At 34.2% G+C, this 2,874-nt stretch carries 3 protein-coding genes; all 3 read left to right on the top strand.

The features are described from left to right. Nucleotides 1-38: 38 nt before the first annotated feature. From RT412_RS17115 to RT412_RS17105, 3 genes are read left to right on the top strand one after another with little or no spacing between them, the layout of a single operon-like run. The gene (locus tag RT412_RS17115; protein ID WP_313413355.1) at nucleotides 39-1,049 is read left to right on the top strand and encodes a DctP family TRAP transporter solute-binding subunit; all 1,011 of its coding nucleotides are present in this window, start codon (nucleotides 39-41) and stop codon (nucleotides 1,047-1,049) included. A gap of 46 nt (nucleotides 1,050-1,095) precedes the next feature. Further along, nucleotides 1,096-1,593: a TRAP transporter small permease gene (locus RT412_RS17110; protein ID WP_313413353.1), complete on the top strand. Its 498-nt coding sequence runs from the start codon at nucleotides 1,096-1,098 to the stop codon at nucleotides 1,591-1,593. Next, nucleotides 1,581-2,864, top strand: coding sequence for a TRAP transporter large permease (locus RT412_RS17105; RefSeq protein WP_313413352.1), 1,284 nt, complete (start codon nucleotides 1,581-1,583; stop codon nucleotides 2,862-2,864). The genes RT412_RS17110 and RT412_RS17105 overlap by 13 nt, the downstream gene beginning before the upstream one ends. The last annotated feature ends 10 nt before the right edge of the window (nucleotides 2,865-2,874 follow it).

Below are 2,874 nucleotides of genomic sequence, written 5' to 3'. Positions count from 1 at the left end.
TATAAAAAAATAAAAAGAGGATAAAAAAGGAGATTAAAATGAAAAAGAAAATAGCATTAATTTTAGCTGTTGCTTTATGCTTAAGTTTATTTGTTGGTTGTTCAAGTAAAGGTGCGAATGCTCCTAAAGAAGAAGTTTTAGAAATTAAGGTAGGTCATGGTGTTGCTGAAACTACAGCAATGCATCAAGGTTGGTTAAAATTTAAAGAACTTGTTGAACAAAAATCTGACGGAAAGATAACAGTAAAAATATTCCCTAATCAGCAATTAGGCGGAGACAGAGAACTTATTGAAGCCGTTCAATTAGGTAATGTTACTATGACCAGTCCTTCTACAGCTCCTTTGGCAGCTTTTGACCCTGCATTTTTTGTATTAGACATTCCTTTCTTGTTTTCAGACAGAGATATGGTTTATGAGGTGCTTGATGGTCAAGTTGGACAAAGCTTATTAGATACTTTAAAAGAATACAATATAAAAGGTCTCGGCTATTGGGAAAATGGATTCAGAAACTTTACAAACAGTAAGCTTCCTGTAAGAGCACCACAAGAATTATCAGGTATAAAAATTAGAACAATGGAAAATGAAATACATATGAAAGCATGGTCGTTATTGGGTGCTAACCCTACTCCTATGGCTTTTGGAGAACTTTATACAGCGCTTCAACAAAAAACAGTTGATGCACAGGAAAATCCTCTTGAATTAATTTATGCAACAAAATTCCAGGAAGTACAAAAATATATTACTAAAACTCAACACATATATTCAGCGTATATTCCCCTTATGAATAATGAATTTTTCAACAATTTATCCAGCGAATATCAAGAAATCATAACAGAATCAATTAAAGAAGCAACAGCAGAACAAAGACAAATAGCAGGTAAAAATGATAAAGAATTTGAAGAAAAAATGAGAAGCACTAATGAAGTTATTGATTTATCCAGTGATGAGAAACAAGCCTTTAGAGATAAGATGGCACCTGTTCTTGATTTGGTTAAAACAAAAGCAGGAGAAGATATGGTTAGTGCTTTCATCGAAGCTACAGGTTATTAAGTGGGGTAAAACCCCCACTTAAAACATAGAGAAGGAGTTACGCTATATGAAAATACTAAAATTTATAGATGATAATTTAGAAAAAATCATTTTAGTTATTTTGCTGGGTGCATCAAGTGTCGTTATTGGTTTACAAGTATTTATGAGATACGTATTGCAATCATCATTATCGTGGTCAGAGGAAATTGCAAGATATATGTTTGTATGGTTAACATATATAGGTATTAGTTATGGAGTAAAAGCCGACAGGCATATAAAAGTGGACGCAGCAATGTATATGTTTCCTAAAAATATAAGAAAATACGTAGCTTTAATTGGTGATATTCTATTTTTAGCTTTCGCAATAATAATTGTGGTAACATCATATGGAGTAAGCAGTAAGATTATTATGAGCGGTCAAACTTCTCCGGCTGTAGGTTTACCTATGGGTTTTGTATATTTAGCGCCATTTGTAGGATTTGCAATGGTTAGTCTAAGATTGGTACAGAATATCATCAAACATATCACTTTATTGAAAGGAGAAGATATTCAATGTCATCATTAATTCTTTTTGGTTCGTTCGTTATATTCCTTATTTTAAATACACCGGTAGGAATAGCTTTAGGGATTGCTTCAATATGTACGATAATTTATAGCGGAGATTTGTTAATTTCTTATCTTTCCCAAAGTTTAGTTACAGCAACAGATTCCTTTCCGTTAATGGCGATACCTTTTTTTGTCTTAGCAGGAGATTTAATGGGTAAGGGTGGAATTTCAAAACGATTAATTGATGTTGCCAGTGTTTTCGTCGGAAGGTATACAGGCGGATTAGCAATAGTTACTATAATCGTATGTATGTTCTTCGCCGCTATTTCAGGTTCAGGTCCAGCAACTGTGGCGGCAATAGGCGGTATAATGATACCTGCTATGATTAATAAGGGATATGATAAAAACTTTTCAAGTGGATTGAATGCTACGGCAGGAAGTATAGGAGTTATTATACCTCCGAGTATACCGATGGTAATGTATGGAGTATCTACAAGCGTGTCAATAAGCACAATGTTTCTTGCCGGTTTTGTTCCGGGAGCTTTAATAGGTATAATTCTTATTGCCTACAGTTATTTTACATCAAAAAAGATGGGTTATAAAGGTGATCAAGTTGTATACAGTGCAAGAGAAAAATGGAATGCAGTTTACGAAGCAAAGTGGTCGTTGTTAGTTCCTGTCATAATATTAGGAGGAATATACGGTGGGATATTTACTCCAACGGAAGCAGCAGCTGTAGCGGTAATATATGGTTTTGTTGTAGGAGTATTTGTACATAAAGATCTTAAACTATCCGAATTACCTGAAGTTATAGCCAGTTCAGCTTTAACGACTGCAACTGTTATGATAATTGTGGGAACCGCAACAACCTTTGGAAGAATATTAACACTTGAGCAAATTCCTATTATGATAGCAAATGCTATATCTTCGTTCTCAAGTAATCAATATGTAGTACTGTTTCTGATTAACATATTACTTTTATTTGTGGGATGTTTTATGGATACGACTGCTGCAATTATTATACTTTCACCGATATTACTTCCTGTAGCATTAGCTATTGGAGTGGATCCTATACATTTTGGTATAATTATGGTTGCAAACCTTGCTATTGGATTTATCACCCCTCCGCTGGGAGTTAACTTATTTGTTGCTTGCGGAGTTGCGAAGTCACCCTTAGAGGATGTAGTAAAAGGTGTAATACCATTTTTTGTTTGTATGCTTGTGGCATTAACATTAATAACGGTTTTCCCTGAAATTTCTCTGACTTTACCAAGGTTGTACGGAAAATAGATTAGTTTTT

The organism is Sedimentibacter sp., assembly GCF_032080165.1.
Lineage (GTDB): Bacteria > Bacillota > Clostridia > Tissierellales > Sedimentibacteraceae > Sedimentibacter.
The sequence above is the reverse complement of the archived record's forward strand: the minus strand, read 5'-3'. Positions and strand labels throughout refer to the sequence as shown.